At 59.7% G+C, this 16899-nt stretch carries 11 protein-coding genes; 2 read left to right on the top strand and 9 right to left on the bottom strand.

Going from position 1 to position 16899, the window contains the following annotated elements:
• Positions 1–10: 10 nt before the first annotated feature.
• Both BLR44_RS01740 and BLR44_RS01735 read left to right on the top strand, forming a co-directional pair.
• A complete protein-coding gene (locus BLR44_RS01740; RefSeq protein ID WP_089678299.1) occupies positions 11–553 on the top strand; it encodes a hypothetical protein in 543 nt (180 codons plus the stop codon).
• Between the two features lie 142 nt (positions 554–695).
• Complete coding sequence (locus BLR44_RS01735; RefSeq protein ID WP_089678297.1) at positions 696–1193, top strand: YciE/YciF ferroxidase family protein; 498 nt, start codon at positions 696–698, stop codon at positions 1191–1193.
• Positions 1194–1312: 119 nt separating this feature from the next.
• Here the strand turns inward: BLR44_RS01735 and BLR44_RS01730 are convergent, their stop codons facing one another.
• The 9 genes from BLR44_RS01730 to BLR44_RS01690 form a co-directional block, all read right to left on the bottom strand.
• A complete protein-coding gene (locus BLR44_RS01730) occupies positions 1313–1825 on the bottom strand; it encodes a hypothetical protein (protein WP_089678295.1) in 513 nt (170 codons plus the stop codon).
• Between the two features lie 11 nt (positions 1826–1836).
• On the bottom strand, positions 1837–2991 hold the full coding sequence (locus BLR44_RS01725) for a zinc-dependent alcohol dehydrogenase (RefSeq protein ID WP_089678293.1): 1155 nt from the start codon (positions 2989–2991) through the stop codon (positions 1837–1839).
• Between the two features lie 178 nt (positions 2992–3169).
• The gene (locus BLR44_RS01720) at positions 3170–3733 is read right to left on the bottom strand and encodes an NADPH-dependent FMN reductase (protein WP_089678291.1); all 564 of its coding nucleotides are present in this window, start codon (positions 3731–3733) and stop codon (positions 3170–3172) included.
• 99 nt (positions 3734–3832) lie between these two features.
• Positions 3833–5086: an SGNH/GDSL hydrolase family protein gene (locus BLR44_RS01715; protein ID WP_089678289.1), complete on the bottom strand. Its 1254-nt coding sequence runs from the start codon at positions 5084–5086 to the stop codon at positions 3833–3835.
• Positions 5083–7437: a glycoside hydrolase family 95 protein gene (locus BLR44_RS01710; protein WP_089678288.1), complete on the bottom strand. Its 2355-nt coding sequence runs from the start codon at positions 7435–7437 to the stop codon at positions 5083–5085. The genes BLR44_RS01715 and BLR44_RS01710 overlap by 4 nt, the downstream gene beginning before the upstream one ends.
• 85 nt (positions 7438–7522) lie before the next feature.
• Entirely contained in the window at positions 7523–10798 is a 3276-nt protein-coding gene (locus BLR44_RS01705) for a CBM35 domain-containing protein (protein ID WP_218126992.1), read from the bottom strand.
• A 146-nt stretch (positions 10799–10944) separates the two neighbouring features.
• Complete coding sequence (locus tag BLR44_RS01700; protein WP_089678283.1) at positions 10945–12924, bottom strand: glycoside hydrolase family 97 protein; 1980 nt, start codon at positions 12922–12924, stop codon at positions 10945–10947.
• Between the two features lie 48 nt (positions 12925–12972).
• Complete coding sequence (locus tag BLR44_RS01695) at positions 12973–15180, bottom strand: alpha-galactosidase (RefSeq protein WP_245705944.1); 2208 nt, start codon at positions 15178–15180, stop codon at positions 12973–12975.
• A 189-nt stretch (positions 15181–15369) separates the two neighbouring features.
• Complete coding sequence (locus tag BLR44_RS01690; RefSeq protein WP_089678278.1) at positions 15370–16878, bottom strand: RagB/SusD family nutrient uptake outer membrane protein; 1509 nt, start codon at positions 16876–16878, stop codon at positions 15370–15372.
• Positions 16879–16899: the final 21 nt, after the last annotated feature.

Genomic DNA, 16899 nt, shown 5'->3' with positions numbered 1-16899 from the left:
GCATGCTCTTATGAAGTCATCCCTTGTCAAACTGGTACGCAGCAGCCTGATCGGCACCAGTGCCATGACCCTGTTCAGCTACGCCGCCGCAGCCCTCACGCAGGAACAGTTCGAAGAGCCCGTGGTCCTGGGCAGGCTCCTGCAGGGTCGGGGCCAATCGCCGACCGTAGGCCAGCGCATTGCCGGCTGGGGCCTTCATTACGCCGCAGGGCTGGGCTTCACGGTGGGTTACCATCTGCTCTGGCGGCAGACCCGCCTGCGTCCGCGCCCCTCTACCAGTGCGCTGATGGGGCTGGCCAACGGCGTGGTCGGCATCGGGGTCTGGCATCTGACCTTCCGGCTGCACCCGAACCCGCCCGCCCTCGAATGGCATAAGTACTATGCACAACTGCTGGCCGCCCATGTGGTGTTCGGCACGTTCGTGGGAATGGGTTACCGGCACAACGCCGCGGTAGCCTCTTCGGAGTCATCGCCCGTTCGTCCGGCGTCCCCGCTCCCTGTGCCGCACCGGGCACAGACTGACCCCACCACCTCCGGTGGGATTTCCCGGTGAATTAGCACGATCTTTCCGTGCTGCTTTCAACTCCGCGCTTGGCTCCGCGTATACGTCACTAACTTCTTCGTTATCAAGAATTTCACTTTTTCTAACCTCTCCTTTTTTACTTCTTATTTTTTTACCTAAACACAATCACACCATGAAACTCGAAAGTTTGAGAGACCTCTTTGTGGACCAGCTCCGCGATCTCTACAGTGCCGAAAATCAATTGCTGAAAGCGTTGCCCAAAATGCGTGATAAAGCCACCGACCCGAACCTGAAGAAGTCGTTCGACAAGCATTACCAGGAAACGCAGGGACAGGTCGAAAAGCTGGAAAAAGCGTTCGATTTACTGGGCGAAAAAGCTTCGGGCCACAAGTGCAAAGCGATGGCAGGCATCATTGCCGAAGCCGAAGAGTTGATGGACGCCAAAGCGCCGGACGAAGTGATGGACGCCGGCCTGATTGCCGAAGCCCAGCGCGTTGAGCACTACGAAATTGCCGGATACGGCACGGTGCGCTCATTTGCCGAACAACTCGGCGAAAAGCAGGTGCTGCAACTGATCAACGAAATTCTCCGCCAAGAAAAAAATACCGATCAGAAACTGACCCAGGCGGCTACGCAAATCAACCCACAGGCCGAAGCCGCGACTCACTAAGCTTGATTTGTATCATAACCTGAACGCAAAAACGGGAGGCCCTTTTGACAGGCGCCTCCCGTTTGCGTTTCTCTGCGTTACGCCATCGTGATCCAGCACGAAGCGTACACGTACGATCCTTACCTTTTGCGCTTGGGCGCTAACAGTACCAACACAGCCGCGGCCACTCCGGCACGGATCAGCAGGCCTTTCATCACGCCACTCCGGTCGTATTTCCACGAAGCCCGCAGGCCCCGCTCGGCAAAGAAGTTCGGTACATGGCCTGCTTTCAGGTCTTCGATCACCCCTTCGACCACGTCGACTCGGTCGGCCAGGACCAGCGGCAACCAGTGCGCAAAACTGCCTTCACCGTATTGAAAAGCCCAGCGGCGGATTTGCCCGCTCAGCCCGCGTGGGGGGCGCGAATTGCCAAACACAGACGTCACATTCGGGCGCTCGATCGAGTGCAACACTTCCGAGTCGATCGGCTGTTGCGGCGGGCGCTCCCAACTGTACCCCTGGTGGTCGTCGCGACTCCGTTTCCGCATGGGATACGTAGGATCGTTTTGCGGATCGGCATCAATGCCCCAGCCCTTGATGTCGGTGCGGGGTTGCGTTTCGGTTTTCGGGGTGGGTTGTTCTTTCGTTTCCATGATTTGTTTCGTTAAGCGTGGGCAGTAGGAGGAATCAGCACCGGCTTGATGCAGTTGTCGAGCTTGTCGGAGAAAATGCGGTAAGCATCGGCGATGTCTTCCAGCGGAATGTGGTGCGTAATGAGTTCTTTCGGATTCAGCACGCCGTTCTGAATGTGCTCGACCAGGCGTGGCAGCAGCCGTTTGACCGAGGCCTGATTGCCGCGAATGGTCACGCCTTTGTTGATGGCGTTGCCGATCGGCACCATGTTGGTCGTAGGACCGTATACGCCTACGACCGAGACGACGCCGCCTTTTTTGACGGAGTTGATGGCCCACTGCAACGCGGTGGCCGATCCGGCCTGCATCAGCGTTTTGCGTCCGGTGAAGGTCTGCAGGGCACTGCCTGCCGCTTCGGCTCCCACCGCGTCGATGCACACGTCCGCGCCCAGCGAATCGGTCGTTTTTTTCATGAAGACGACCGGATCGCCCACGGATTTAAAATTGTACGCTTCGCAGGGGGCATACTTCCGGACAAAATCGAGTCGGTACTCTTCCTGATCGAACACGATGACGCGTCCGGCCCCAAACAACCACGCACACCGGGCGGCCATGATGCCTACCGGACCGGCTCCGAACACGGCCACGGTGTCGCCCTTCTGGATGCCACCCATTTCGGCGGCCTGGTAACCCGTCGGCACTACATCGGTCAGCAGCACCGCATCGTCCGGGTGCATGCCCTTCGGGACCACCATCGGGCCTACGTTGGCATACGGCACGCGTACGTACTCGGCCTGTCCGCCGTTATACCCTCCGGCGAGGTGTGAGTAACCGAAAATCCCGCCGACGGCGGTGGCCTGCGGATTGGCCTCGTGGCAGTTGCCGTACATTTCCTGTTGGCAGAACGTGCATTTGCCGCACGCAATGTTGAAGGGCACAATGACCTGATCGCCCACTTTCAGGGCGTGTACACCTGCGCCCACTTCTTCAACAATTCCAATGAACTCGTGCCCGAAGGTCTCGCCTACCCGGGTGTCAGGGACGTTTCCGTTGTAGAGGTGCAGGTCCGATCCGCAGATGCAGGAGCGGGTCACGCGCACGATCGCATCTTCGGGATGCAGGATCTCGGGCATGGGTTTGTGGTCGATGCGGACCCGCTGAGGGCCGCGGTAATTCATGGCTAGCATTTGTATGTGATGACGTGGTTGTGTGAAAAAAGTAAACTCAAAAAAGGATTCAAGGCTCCGGGAGCCTGTTTAAAAGTCAATCCGCAGCTTCGCACGGAAGCAAAAAAGTAGGACTGTGCTGGTGTGTACGCACCCCGCTACGAAAAGTTCAGCCCCTGATGCACGGGGCCTTGCGGAATCACTCACGCATTTTTTCGCGCGCCTCCATGCTCCAGACCAACTGGGCGACCAGAGCTTGCGTGCGCTGATCGGCCGTGGCCGCATCGGCCGGTGTCCCGTCGGGTCCGAACGCCTCGTGCACCTTCGAGACGTGGTAGCGGGACGTTACCACCCACACGCCCTTTTTCCAGAGCGAAAACAGCAGCGAAGGCAACAGCAACGCCCCGCCGTAAGGCCCGGTCGACACGGTGACCAGGCCCGTCGGCTTGCCCTTCCACTCGTCCGACAACAGGTCGATGACGTTTTTCAGGCTGGCGGGGTAGCCCCCGTTGTATTCGGGCGTGATGACGAGTATGCCCGCAGCCCGGCGCACGCGTTCGGCAAAGTGCAGGACCGGCTCCGGCGGATGTTCCATGTGGCGGAGCCGCTCTTCGAAAATGGGAAAATTGTACGCTTGCAGGTCGATCAGGTCACAACTGAGGTGCGTCTGTTCTTCCAGGTAGTGTTTAAAGTACAGCCCCACCCGGTGGCTGTTGCGGCCCGGGCGAATGCTGGTGGACAAAATGGCAACGTGCAGGGACATACTTCGTTGTACTGCCCTCCTTCAGCTTTGGTTGCGTCGGGGTATAGGCAATTCCCCCTGTCGGGTCACCGCCTTTTACGTTCCAGAGCGCCAGGTCGCTCAGCGGTTGATCAGAAAGTGGACGATGCGGCAGGCGCTTCCGGCCGAAGTCGTGGGGGATGCAGGCAAGGTTTTGAGCATCAGACGATGAGGCCCCGGCGACAACTCGTCGGCCAGCAGGAGGAACCAGGGCACGTGTAACGCATCGCTCCAGCGCGTGTGCAGTTCCACAGGCGGATACGGTTTGCCATCGATGCTGTACTGGAGGCGGCCGGCGTCCGGGCCGGAAACGACCGCAATGCCCAGCGCCCGCCCGGTAAAGGGCAGTACGAGCGACGCATCCGGTTGTGTCGCTACCAGCATCGGCACCGAAACGAAACCCGGGCGGGTGGGCAGGCTATCGTGCGGCACCCACGACTCCTGAAGCCGAAAATCACGCAACTGCGTTGCCTGCGTTACCGCTCCGTACGTGGCCTCGGTGTAAGCGTAGGGATCGACCTGAGGGGGTAACGCCGCCGCCCGCAACTGGGACAGAAGGGGCTGGTGGAACGCTCCGGTCAGCAGTTGCCGAAGGGTACGAAAATAGAGTTCCTGCCCGAAGGGGGAAGGATGCAGGTCTTTGAAATCGTGCTCCCACGAAAATTCTCCGGCCGCAATCCGATCGGCTACTTCCTGGGCCAGGTTGACAAAGGGAAGCCGGTAGTGTTGCGCCAATTGCTGATGCACCTGCACCTCCACAGGTACGTTTCCGTGCCGGTAGTCTGCCAGCTTTGCCTCGTCAGCAAACGCCATCAATACCAGATCGGTGCTCGGGTGCTGGGTCAGGACGCGCCGGATGATGCCCTCCAGGGCCCGTTGCTGGACCACCGCCGGGGTACCGTTGACCTGATCGTTCACGGCGGCCTCTATCAGCAGAAGGTCCGTTCTTCCCGCCTGCAACACCTCCTGTTCTAACCGAAACGCGTGAGGCAGACTTCCCAGGGAAGGCACGCCCGCGTTTCGGAAATGAAACGTCGTTTCCGGATAAGTGGCCTTCAGGTACTCTTCTACGTGCGTGCGCCACCCGTCCATGTGGGTAATGGACCCACCTAGAAACGTTACGAACACCGCTTGCCCCGTGGCCAGGCGGTAGTGCGTATTTTCCAGATTGCTGTACCGCCGTATATACGCTTCGCTCGACAAACCGGTGGGCGCCTGCGCCGCTACGCCGGTGCAACGCCAAAGCCCCAGGCAGACCAGGACGGCGAAGGCGTAACGCAACCCAGCAAGCAGTCGACCGCGGAGGGCAACACCTGGACCGAAACGTGGTTTCATCGGGAAGATGTTTGTGTAATGATCTCCCTGAGCTGGCCGTTGATCTTCATCGTTACGCTGCGGGCCGTAGGTGCATACACAGTGCAGGTCGTTACCACGCCATCTTTCCAGCTAAAATCGACGGTAAGGTTCCCTCGCGCCCGTACGCCCGTCAGCGTTCCCCCTTCCTTCCAGACGGCCGGCAGGGCGGGAAGCAATTCGACGTACGCCTCGTGGCTCTGAATAAACATTTCTGCCATGCCGGCAACGCCCCCGAAGTTCCCATCGATCTGAAAGGGCGGGCCGGCCGTCAGGAGGTTGGGGTAAACTCCGCCCCCGGCGCCGTAATTGATGTCGGTCTTCAAGGTGGGGCGCAACAAGTCGCACAGCAGCTTGTAGGCGTGATCGCCATCCAGCAACCGCGTCCAAAAGATCATTTTATAAGCAATGGCCCAACTGGGGCCGTCGTCCCCGCGCACCGTCAGCACGTTGCCCGCCGCCTCGGCCAGCGCCGGTGTGGTCGCCGGCGAGATCAGACTGGCAGGATAAAGCCCGTACAGGTGCGAGATGTGCCGGTGCTGCGGGTCGGTTTCCGGATAATCCTTCAGCCACTCCATCAGGGTGCCGTCGCGCCCGATCCGTCCCGGCGGCGGAATCTGTTGCAGCTTGGCACGTAACGTTTCCCGGAAGTCGGCATCGACGCGCAAGTGCTCCGATGCGGTGATCACATGGGTAAACAGCTCCCGGACAATCTGATTGTCGATGGTCGGCCCCATGCAGATGCTGGCGTGTTGTCCGTTGGGCAACTCAAACCAGTTTTCGGGACTTACCGACGGTGCCGTCACCAGCCAGTTCGTTTCAGGATCGCGCATCAGCACGCTGTTGTAAAATTCGGCCGATCCTTTCAAGATGGGGTAAATGCGCCGGAGGTACGCTTCGTCGTTCGTAAAGGCATAGTGTTGCCACAAGTTGTTGCACAACCACCCGGAGCCGGCGTTCGCCAGCCCCCACGAAGCGCTCTCGCCGGGTTCGGTAAACCCCCACACGTTGGTGATGACATGCGCCACCCACCCGTCAGCGTCGTAATAAGCCCGGGCGGTCCGTTGGCCAGGCGCTACCAAACTGCCGACCAGTTCGGTCAAAGGCAGATTGAACTCTGACAGGTTGGTCACTTCCACGGGCCAGTGATTCATCTGCACATTCACGTCCAGGTGGTAATCGCCATTCCAGGGGGTTTGGATCTGATTGGCCCAGAGGCCCTGCAAGTTGGGCGGCAACAGCCCCACACGGGTGCTGCTGATGGTCAGGTAGCGCCCGTACTGAAAAAAAAGCACGGCAAGGGCATTGTCGGCGGTCGGATCGTGCAACAGCCGGTTCAGCCGTTCGTCGGTGGTGAGCCGACTTCCGTCGGTCCCGGCTAGGCGGAGGTGGAGTCGGTCGAAATACCGGCGGTAGTGGGCCACGTGGCGTTCTTTCTGCCGACGATACGGCTTGCGCAGGGCCAGGGCCAACCGCCGCCGCGTTAGTGATTCGAAATCAGCATCGCGAAAGTCCGTCCCGGCCGAAAAATAGATCGTGGCTTCGTCGGCCCCTTCGATGCGCAGCGTGGAGTCTCCCGCCACCTGCGTTCCGCCCTGGCGCTTTACTTGCACCAAGGCCAGGTAGCGCATGCCGTTGCCATTGGTGCCGTTGTCGAGCTGTCCAGCCATCTGCAGGATGCCCCCGTTGACTTGGGTGCGCGACCGCTCCGGCCGCTCCAACGCCACCTCGAAGCTGAGCTTCCCCGGCTGGTCGGCACGCAAATGCATCACCCCCACGTCGCCGTCAAAACTGGTAAAGTATTCGCGTGTGTAGGTCACCTCCCCCACCTGAAACGAAGTGGTCGCCACGGCATTCTCCAGGTCCAACTGCCGACGAAAGTTGGTGAACGTCACCTCGGTACCGGCCCCAGGATACGTGTAGCGAAGGGTCATCGTCCCCAGCATCTGAAAACAGCCGAAGGGCTCGTCCTGACTGCCCGGTCCTGTGCACACAAACGCCTCATTGACCAGTTGTTGTGCTTTTTCGTTTTGCCCCGCCATGAGCAGTCGCCTGATCTCCGGCAATTGCTGGTGGGCCTGGTCGTTATTGGCATCCTGCGGGGCGCCGGACCAGAGCGTAATGTCGTTCAGAACGATTTTCTCCTGTTGGACTCCCCCATCGGGCATCATGCCCAAACGACCGTTCCCGAGGGGCAGGGTTTCTTCCCACTGTTGGGCTGGCTCGTCGAACCACAGGCCTAATGCAGGCTGGGCCTGAACCCCAAAAGTGCCCCACATGGCTACGAAGGCCAGCCGCCGCAACAGGAGTGCAGTAGAAAATCTAGAAAACATCGCAAGGTGCAGTAGAGGGGAGCGACGCTGCGCGCCGCCACCCGGTGGAACATCAATTCGCGTGGTATAACCGCAGAAGCCTGTCTTACTGTTTGACCAGCTTATAATGGCTGATGACGCCCGTGGCGTCCGTGCACGCAACGAAGTACACGCCGCGTGCAAACGACGACAGGTCCAGTTCGAACCGATCCCGGTGGAGTTGATCGGCTTCAAACAGAAGTTTTCCTTTAAGAGAGTAGACTTTACAGGCCGAAATGCCTTTTTCGTTCTTGAGCGTTACGCGATGCGTGGCGGGATTTGGGTACAGCATTGCCGTGTCGGGTGGCAAATCGTCTGCCGTGCTGTTGACGAACTGCGGCGTCAACCGAAAGAGGTACGCATCCTGCGCGCCTGCCTCCACCTGCAGTGCCTCGCCTTCCAGAGTGCTGATTTCGCCAGTAAACAATTCGTTTACTTCATATTTCCCGGGCGGAATGCCGAGTCGTGCCAGCGCAAGTGTGTACGAGCGGGCCTCCTGGTAATTCACAAGGGCGACGTACGTGTCGGTTCCGCTCGTGCGGACAAAGAGATGGGCCGCCTGCGCGCCGCTGTTGCCCTCTACGGGACGAAACGCCTTGCCTTCCTGCGCCAGGGCCAGAAGCTCCGGCTTTTGCAACAATTGCTGGGCTCGTTCCACCCAAGGTCCCCGTGTGCTGTAATCGTCTCCTACGGTGAGGGTACCCGTAATGAGTCCCGACGTGAGGCGGGCGCGATTTTCGCCGAGGGGTTCGTTGCCAAACACCAGGTGATCGGCGTCGATGTAGTCATACAGGTAGGTTTGCCACCACCCGTACGTGGTGCTGTTCAGGGTGTATTCGGTTTCGTTGATGTCGGCGTACGCATCGCAGGCAATGCGTCGCACGTGGGCGTAGCGTCCGGTCGCCAGGTTGGGCGAAATGGCCACGTAGACCAACATTTTTCCGTCAATCTGGTCGATCAAGTACTCCATGCCTTGCCGAAAGGCCTGCATGCCCGTCTGCACGTTCGGATCGTAATAGTCGTCTGCCTCCAGAGAGGCATGCGTTATAAAATCGACTTTGAGCATTTCGAAACCGCACCGTTTGAACTTGTCGATCAGGAGGGCCATCCGGCGCTGCGTTGCCGGATGGGTCGGGTCCATGGCACGGGCGCCGTCCAGCGTGTGGTAGGTGCCGTTGATTTTAGTCCAGGCCTCCGCGTAGGTATAGGTGCTACCCTCGACGCGGCGGTCGCTGTTGCCCCAGTCCACAAAAGGCGCCCAGTAGATGCCGGGCTTCAGGCCCAAGGCCTTGCAGTGCTTGACAAAAGCGATCAGTTGGGTAAAATCGCCTTCCAGGCCCCCGCTGACCATGTTGTCCCAGTAAGAGTCCAGATCGATGTAGACGGTGCTATCGCTGCGAAAGGCGGGTAGGCTGGACGCAAAGAAGCTCGCAACGGCTTTGGCACTCTCCAGATTCAGACGCGTTTGCAACGAGCCCCAGCTGTTCCAGCTAAAGGGCGTGGGCCGCTTCCAGTCCGTAAGATACCGGGGCTCGGCCGCGGCATTCGCACGTGCGTACGCTTCCATGCCCGCGCGCCAATCGTCGAAGAAGCCTACCATGATTTTGGGCGATTTGACCTGCGTACCGCTCAGGGTGTTGTGTGGCAGCACATCTCGGGTAACACGCGGGTCGGTGTATCCCCCCCATACGGTGAGTTCCGACAACAGACGAGCGGACCCTTTGGTACGAATGCCGGTTTTCCACACTTCGTGCTCGACCGAGCCCACCACTAAGCCGTGGCGGCTGTTGTTTTCGTAAAACGCGCTTACTTCGGCGCTGACGTTCGTCGCATTGCCCACGGCCGGTTTGGCGTCGTAGCGCACCCAGGCGTCGTTGTCGAAGGGCACAAACAGCATGCGAGTATCGCCTTCAACGCCAAGGTCGACCTGGTGGGTCACCAACGGTGCCATGTAGTTGCTGCTGACCTGCGGGCCCGCGAGCACCAGCTCTGTGAAAAACGCCGGGTTATTCTGATAGACGTAGAAGAGCTGTTGCAGCGCCGGCAGGCCCTCCGACGTCATGCTGACGGTGATCTTCTGCCCGTTTCCCACGGCATCGCTGATGCTTTCGGTGGTCAGCTGGCGCTCCGTATAGTCCAGGCTGCTGTGCGCTGCGTCGCCCTGGTGCACTATGGCCTGTGCATCTTTGAGAACGGCCCGCTCCTCCACAAACAGCGAGTACGTCCCGGTTTGGGTATCGTACACCAGGCGCTGGCCTTGCCCGAAGGCAAACGTGTGCTGGCAGTCTTCGCAACGCGCCTCTGCCGTGAAGTTCTGTTCGGCCTGATCGCCGTCCAGTGCGTTATAGGTCCGGTACAGCGGTTGGAAAACCTTACCGGGTGCCGAGGGCGCCAGGGTGAAGCTTCTTTCGGCCGGAAGTTCGTCAAACGCATAGAATCCGTTTTCATCGGTCACGGTCGTGGCTTCCACCCCGCCCTGCAACGTCAGGGTAGCGCCTGCCACAGGAGCGCCCCCCTGATTCAAGTACCCGGATAAGGTATAACGCGGCACGGCCTGCACCACGAAGGCATCCAGGTTGGGCCCCCACCCCGTGGCGTTGTCGAACACCAGGGTGTTGGTGCCGGCCTGCAAAGCAACCGTCAGGCGAGTGGCCCCGACCATCGACCATCCCCCCGATGCCGCACAAGGCACTTCCACGGGCGCTTGTTCGTTTACGGTTATCCAAATGGAGCGGGGATCGCCGCTGGTGTAATACAATACAAGGTAATAGTCGCCGGCTTCTGCCACCTGCACCTGATGGGTTACGCTACCTTTCGACGCCCCGCCGAGGTTGCCGACCTGACTTCCCCCCGAGCAAGCGCTACACGCCTGTACGGCCGCCCCACCGGCGCGCACTCCAGCTTCGGCCTCGTACACCGGTGCCGGGTAGACCGGACTCAGAGAAAATCCATCCAGGTTGGGCGCCCAGCCGGCAGGGTTGTCGAACGTCAGGACATTGGTCCCTTCCTGCAACTGGATCGGCACGCGAAGCGCCCCCAACGTCCCCCACCCGCCGGTCGAGGGGCAGGCCAGTTCGGCTGGTTCTTCGTCGTTTATGGTCAGTGCAATGGCACGAGGGTCGCCGCTGGCATAGTACAAGATGAGGGTATACTCACCGGCTTTTTCGGCTTCTAGCTCGTGTCGGACGCCCCCGTTTTCGCTTCCGCCCAGGTAGCCGACCAGCTTCCCGCCCGAACAGGCACCACAGTCCTGCACCGTAGCGCCGTTCAGCAGTGTGCCCGCTTCCATCTCGTACGCCTGCAACTGGGCGAAAAGCGTTACGGGCAGCAAAAGGCAACTCAAAAACAATCCCCAAAGCCTGAGATGCCCGCAAGGGATTGGGCGAAGCGAGCTTCTGACGTCTCTTTGAGGCGGGCCATCAACAGACCCGTTGGCAATGGTCCAACAATTCGAATGCATGTGCATGAGGGTTTGGTTTATGGAATAGACTACTGTGCGACGGGCGTGATCGTCATCACGAAGCCACCGACGGGAAGGGTGGCGACTTCTTCGACCGACTGCCGGGTAACGCGTCGTTTGGTCACCGTAAACTGTTGGTGGGTTGCGCCATCGGCGATAAGTTGCAACGCATACTCCCCTGCGTCCAGGAAACCCAGGTCGACCGAAAGCGTTTTGGCGGTAGACTCCCCATTGATCCCCCCGACGTACCAGACGTCGTTTTTCCGGCGGGCCATGATGGCCTCTGCGCCCGGATAGCCCGCCACCAAGCGGGTGTCGTCCCAGGCGGCGGGGACGCGTTTCAGAAACGCCACCACGGCGTCGGGCTGCGCGAGGTACACGTCCGGCCGGTCGGCAAAGTGGGTGATGCCTGATTCGAACACGACGGACAGTGCCAGCTCAAATCCGTACGAGGTGCGGTGCGGCACCTGCTGTGTAGAAAGGGCTACCGGGGTGTAGTCCATAGGACCGACGACGTTGCGGGTAAAGGGCAGAATGGTGTTGTGCTCCGGCGACTTCTGCTCAAAATCGGCGTGGTAAATGTAGCCTTCCGAGCCTTTCACACTTTCCATAGAGATCAGGTGCGGATACGTCCGCGACCACCCTCGGGGCAGGGTGCTGCCATGAAAATTGACCAGGAGGTGATGCCGGGCAGCATCGCGTAGAATATCCAGATAGAGCTGCACGAACGCCTGCTTGTCGCTGCCAAAGAAATCGATCTTAACGCCTTTTACGCCCAGGGCGGCAATTCGCTGAAACTCTTTTTCCCGCATTTCAGGATAGTACATCAGATCACGAGGTCCTGCCTGCACCCGGTTGGTCGGTCCCCCGGAATTGTACCACAGCAACAGATTTACGTGGTGCGCGGCCGCATAGGCAGCCATGTCGGCCAGGTCAAACCCCGGGCGGTGGTCCCAGCCCGCATCGATGAGGGAGTACTCCCACCCCATGGTCTGGGCAAAATCGATGAAGCGTTTCAGCTTTTCCGGTGTGTCGTTGGTATGGTCCAGATACCCCGACCACCACGCCCAGGAAGCCCGGCCCGGCTCTACCCACGACGGGTCGGCCACAACCGAAGGATCGCTGACGTGGCTGATCAGGTTCGACTCGACCACGTCGCCTAACCTTTCGCCCACCATCACCACCCGCCAGGGCATTTCCCAGGGCAGTTGCCATTGCGCCTGGGCGTTGGCATACCCAAAGGCTTCGTCGGATTCCGGCGGGACGACGGTATAAAGGCCGCTGTCGGCTTGCTGCGCCAGATGCGAAGCGAAAAAGTTCTGTTTCAGGTTAGCCTCACTCAACAGCACCCAATGCTGGTTCACTTCAAACAGCGCGGGGAAGCACCACCCATCGTCAAGCGGCGCGGGGGTTCCCACCGCAAACGGACCTTCGTAGTTACGCTCGTAAGCCGGCGCGTAGGCCGTTGACGAGTCGTACGGTTGCATCCAGGCATTTCCATCCGGTAGCTTGAAGCCGGTCAGCTCCCGTTGCACGGTGTAGAGGGCCGTGTCTTCTTCCGGAAAGCGGTACCGGAAAGCAATGCCGTCGTCGTAGGCCCGAAACACCACCTCGAGCTGCGCGCCCTGCGTATTTTCAAACCGCAGCGTATGTTCCTGGTAATGGTTGCGGTTCTGGAGTCGTTTGCCGTGCCGGAGTTGATACGACGCGTCGTGGGCCGTTACGTCGCCTCCTGAGACAAAGTGTAACGAATCGAAGGCCTGATCGGCCCGCAGAATGCCCAACGGCGAACGACCCAGAATTTCGACTTCGCTGTCCTGTCTCTGTTTCCAGAGCCGGTACGACAACTGTCCCACAGGACTCAGGTCGACCTGTACCCGCAAGCGGCCGTCGGGCGAGGTCAGCTGCCACAGGCTGGGTGCGGTGGTGCGTGGCGCACACGACCACAGCATCAGAAAAACCAGAAGAAAAATGCCCCCGGCGTGCGGGGATTTAAGGCGTTGCATCATGACGTGTTGTTTAGAGAGCTACGTTGGTCAGGGGGGCGCGTGGCCGCATCAGGGCGCTGCTTCGATGCGCACCACCACACTTTGCCGGGTGGCGTTTACCTGCGGATTGAAGCCGACTTTCATCAGAAAATCGCCAGAGTAGCGTTGCTCGCTTCCCAGCGCCGAGGCCGTGCCCGGATAGAGGTTGATTTCGCGCAGCAGGTACTCGCGCTCGGGGTCCAGCCCTTCGAGTCGAACCGGCGTGTTGCGGCCCGCATCGTACCGGTTGCTCACCAGATAGCTGAACCACACCGCCGAGGTTTGTTCCTCGTTTACGTACATCAGCGACGCTATCGGGTGGGTTTGCGGATCGACCAACCGGTAGAGGTCCCCTTGCCAGATCACCGGCTTGAACGCCTCAAACTCACGGAGCGCAGTCTGGCAGAACGCCAGGTCGGCAGGCGGAAGCTCGCTCACCACAATGTCGAACCCCGGTTTGCCCATCATGGCGACATCCACCTTGTATTTGAGCGGCTGTTTTCCCCAGTTGGTCACGTGGTTGGCGACGCTAAGCGCCGGGTAGAAGTACGAGTACTCCCATTGCATAAAAATGCGCTCCAGCGGATCGGTATTGTCGCTCGGCCAGAACTCGGTAAAGTAGCGCAGGGCCGCGTAGTCGACCCGCCCCCCGCCGCCGGAACAGAGCATCATGGGGACGCTCGGGTATTTGGCCCGAATGCGGGACAGGACGTTGTAGAGCCCCCGCACGTAGTCGATGTACAGATGCGACTGATGCTTCAGGTGCGCCGAATACGCGTTGTACATGACGGCGTTGCAGTCCCACTTCAGGTAGGCCAGTTCGGGATTTTGCTGAAACAGATCGTCTACCACCTGAAACACAAAGTCTTGCACGGCGGGGTTGCTCAGGTCCAGCACCAGTTGGTTCCGAAAGTACTTTTCCGGTCGCTTGGGCTGCCGGATGACCCACTCGGGATGGCGCTGGTACAGTTCACTTTGCGGATTGACCATTTCAGGCTCGATCCAGATGCCGAACTTTACGCGATTGGCCGCCGCCTCGCTGACCAGGGTGGCGATGCCGTTGGGCAATTTCTGGCGATTCACCTGCCAGTCGCCCAGCCCGGCATGGTCGCCGTTGCGAGGGTATTTATTGCCGAACCAGCCGTCGTCTAGCAGAAACAAGTCCACGCCCAGCTTTTTGGTATCCTGCAGGAGGGCCTTCAGCTTCGCTTCGTTAAAATCGAAATACGTCGCCTCCCAGTTGTTCAGCAATGTGAGTCGCTCTTCGTTGCCGGCCAGGAGCTTATGCTTCCGGGCCCAGGTGTGGAGCTTGCGGCTGGCGACGCCCTTGCCCTCGTGCGAAAGCAGGTAGACGAATGCCGGCGTCTGAAACGTTTCGCGCGGGCGCAATGCGTACGCCGAGGCGAAGTTGTTCATGCCCGCAATGATGCGCAGATGATCCTGCGGATCCAGCTCCAGGTCGATCCGAAAATTCCCGCTCCATTCCAAGGCTCCGTAGAGCACGGTGCCCTCGTTCTCCTGGGCGGGTTGCTGGAGGGAGACCATGAATACCGACGGCTGAAACAGGTTGGCCCGAGTGCCCAGTTTCGAGTCCAGGGTTTTGATGCCGTGCGTCAGTCGGGAAACTTCCGGCTGCATCTCTTTGGCCCAGTCGCCGTGGTATTGCGTAAGCCAGTACGAATCCGCCCGCAGGTAGAGGTTGGCCGACGCAAATTTGTGAAGGGTCACGTCCCGCTTCTCGCGGTGGCTCAGCACGCTCCATTGTTCGATGACGTCTTCCTGCCAGTACGCTTTGTAGAACAACTCTACTTGAAAAGGGTAGACGGCATCTTCCAGCGTGATGCTGAGCAGGCGGACTCCTTCGGCGATTTCCTGTTCCTGATGCCGCACATAACGCAAGCTCAAGGACGTGTTGCCGTCCGCGTGGGTGACGCTGATGGCGGGTTCGGCCAGGTTTCGTGAGCCCGACGGCGTGTAGGCAGCGTTCAGCACTTCGGTGTAGTCGCCGGCCGGAGCGCCCTTCGCTATGTGCGCGTATTCGTCGGCGTGGTGCAGCCGCTTGCCCACGTACCCGATTCCCAGATTTCGCTGCGCGTCGACTTGAAGCACGAGCGCGTTGCCGGACGTTTCGACGGGGATGACCAACGGCTGGGCAGACACGGCACACATGCGGCCGAACATCCCCAGTACGACTAGGCTACAGCACAGGCGCAGGCCTGGCCGAAAAAGAAAATGCATAATGTAATTCTTGATTGTACGAGCGTTGAAAAAAGCACTAACGATGAGCCAGTGGCCGGGACACGCACACCCGTGCCCGCTACGGTCCGTTTCCAAAGCAGCGTGCCCGCCGGAACCGCAGAAGCTTCAGGAGGAGCGGAAGGCACATACGCCTTCCGCTCTCCAGTACACCACCTGTCAACTCAATTCTTAATAACCCGGATTTTGATCCTCTTCGTTGATTTGGTCGTTCTGTTTGATTTCTGATTCCGGAATGGGATAGCGCATATGATACGCCGCCAGTGCTCCTTCGGCCTGCGCCCACGGATTGCGTTCGCCCACCAGTTGTACCAACTTGCCTGTACGGATCAGGTCCATGCGCCGCCAGCCTTCGAAGCACAGCTCGCGCATGCGCTCGTCCAGTACCTGTGCTCTGAACTCCTCGGTCGACATAGACGCCGGCCAGGTGTACTCGGCAGGCAACATGCCGCCGAATGCGCGCGTCCGGACCGTGCTGTTGACCAGATCGACCGCGGCGGCAGTTTGCCCCAACTCGTTCAGGCATTCGGCCTTGCAAAGCAGAATGTCCGACAGACGGAGGTAGTAGATGTTGCCGCCGGAGTACCAGAAATTCTGGACGCCCTGCGTCCGTTCGTCCTCGTACTTCTTGATGTGGGGTTCCAGTTCATCCTGCATGCCCGTCCAGGTGATGGTCGGTTCGCGGCCATCGGGTAACGTAAAGTCGTAGCGGATGCTTACGTCACGGCGGGTGTCGCCGGGCTCCCAGATGCCGCCGTCTTCGCGGTTCTGATAGCAGTAGGCCGTCGGCAGAATCAGGTCATATCCCCCGAAGTACGTGTTGTTGTCCAGGTCGGCGACTGCCCGCGAGCCGGCATGGTGCTGTGCCATGTTGTTGTCCGGCCAGATGTTTTCGAACTGGAACGCGTAGATCGACTCACTGGAGTTCTGATCCAGCGTGGTATTGAACAAGTCCGCGTAGACGGGCAGCAGCGCATGCTTCGGAATCACCCGATCGAAATACGACAGGGCTTTGCTGTAATCGCGCAGGCCGGACTCTTCTGGTGCATAGAGGTACACCTTCCCCAACAGCGCTTCGGCGGCACTTTTGGTTGGGATCTTCTTATCGGTTTGGGTGTCGGGCAGGTGCTCGACAGCAAACTCCAGATCGCGGACGATGGATGCAAAGACGGCGGGCAGCGGCTGCCGGGCCTCGTGCATGTCTTCCAGGTCAATGATGGGAATAGGCCCCCAGAGCATGGCCAGCTCGAAATTGAGGGTGGCCCGGATGAAAGAGGCCTGCGCCTTGATGTCGTCAGTGTTGGCGTAGTAGACGGCTTTGGCCGCCGCCGCCACCACGGGCCACCGCTTGTTCCACTGCTCGGCCAGCGAGGTATTGGAGGCGTTCAGCGCACCGTTGTACTTGTCCAGCGCCGCCTGCACGTTGTTTTCGCGTACCTGCTGTCCGCCCTGCTTGGCTTCGTCGGTACCCAAGGTGAACATAAATCCGCCCCGGTCTTGCTTGGTGTTGCGCCACTGCGTGTAGAGCCCCGACACCAGCAGGCGGATGTTTTCTTCGCTGCCGTAGACCTGCGCTTCGGTCAGTTGGGTTTTGGGTTCTTCTACCAGAAAATCTTCGCAGGCCGTCAGGGCCAACAGCCCCAGCGCCAAGATTACTTTATTGGGAAATAGTGATTTCATGTAGTAGGGTGTTAAGGAATG

It is taken from the genome of Catalinimonas alkaloidigena (genome assembly GCF_900100765.1).
Taxonomy (GTDB): domain Bacteria; phylum Bacteroidota; class Bacteroidia; order Cytophagales; family Flexibacteraceae; genus Mooreia; species Mooreia alkaloidigena.
This window is presented reverse-complemented; position numbering and strand designations above follow the sequence as displayed.

What these genes read in the sequence shown, in the direction of transcription:
- BLR44_RS01740 (WP_089678299.1), top strand. Translation starts at nt 11, where the DNA reads ATGAAGTCATCCCTTGTCAAACTGGTACGCAGCAGCCTGATCGGCACC.
- BLR44_RS01735 (WP_089678297.1), top strand. Translation starts at nt 696, where the DNA reads ATGAAACTCGAAAGTTTGAGAGACCTCTTTGTGGACCAGCTCCGCGAT.
- BLR44_RS01730 (WP_089678295.1), bottom strand. Translation starts at nt 1,825, where the DNA reads ATGGAAACGAAAGAACAACCCACCCCGAAAACCGAAACGCAACCCCGC.
- BLR44_RS01725 (WP_089678293.1), bottom strand. Translation starts at nt 2,991, where the DNA reads ATGCTAGCCATGAATTACCGCGGCCCTCAGCGGGTCCGCATCGACCAC.
- BLR44_RS01720 (WP_089678291.1), bottom strand. Translation starts at nt 3,733, where the DNA reads ATGTCCCTGCACGTTGCCATTTTGTCCACCAGCATTCGCCCGGGCCGC.
- BLR44_RS01715 (WP_089678289.1), bottom strand. Translation starts at nt 5,086, where the DNA reads ATGAAACCACGTTTCGGTCCAGGTGTTGCCCTCCGCGGTCGACTGCTT.
- BLR44_RS01710 (WP_089678288.1), bottom strand. Translation starts at nt 7,437, where the DNA reads ATGTTTTCTAGATTTTCTACTGCACTCCTGTTGCGGCGGCTGGCCTTC.
- BLR44_RS01700 (WP_089678283.1), bottom strand. Translation starts at nt 12,924, where the DNA reads ATGATGCAACGCCTTAAATCCCCGCACGCCGGGGGCATTTTTCTTCTG.
- BLR44_RS01695 (WP_245705944.1), bottom strand. Translation starts at nt 15,180, where the DNA reads ATGCATTTTCTTTTTCGGCCAGGCCTGCGCCTGTGCTGTAGCCTAGTC.
- BLR44_RS01690 (WP_089678278.1), bottom strand. Translation starts at nt 16,878, where the DNA reads ATGAAATCACTATTTCCCAATAAAGTAATCTTGGCGCTGGGGCTGTTG.